This window comes from Tessaracoccus rhinocerotis, from assembly GCF_007197885.1.
GTDB lineage: Bacteria > Actinomycetota > Actinomycetes > Propionibacteriales > Propionibacteriaceae > Arachnia > Arachnia rhinocerotis.
Genome location: NZ_VKKG01000040.1, coordinates 1 through 308, shown reverse-complemented (window position 1 = coordinate 308; position 308 = coordinate 1). Strand labels below are relative to the sequence as shown.

Sequence of the window (308 nt, the reverse complement as noted above, 5' to 3'; positions counted from 1 at the left end):
TGCGGCTGCAGGTTGGCCACGGCCATGCCCGTGACCACCTCGAACTCCATGCTGGAGGTGCCGCCGCCGAAGGCCCCGGACCGCAGGGTTCCCGAGGTGTTGGTGGCCATCAGCTCGCGCAGGAACGGCAGCGGATCCTCCGCCGGTGTGATCCCGGGCATCGCCATCGGGTCGGACAGGGACTCCGACAGCACCAGGACGACGTGGGTGTCCGACAGCGCCGAGACGTCGCGGGTGGCGTTGTGCTCCTCGGCGATCCCGGAGTAGCGCTCGAGCAGGTCCGCCATGGCGGCCTGCGAGTACCCCTC

1 protein-coding gene is annotated in these 308 nt (G+C 70.5%); it reads right to left on the bottom strand.

What is annotated here, in order from left to right:
- The coding region (locus FOJ82_RS16390) for an alkaline phosphatase family protein (RefSeq protein WP_221933211.1) at window positions 1-308 on the bottom strand (308 nt) is incomplete at both ends.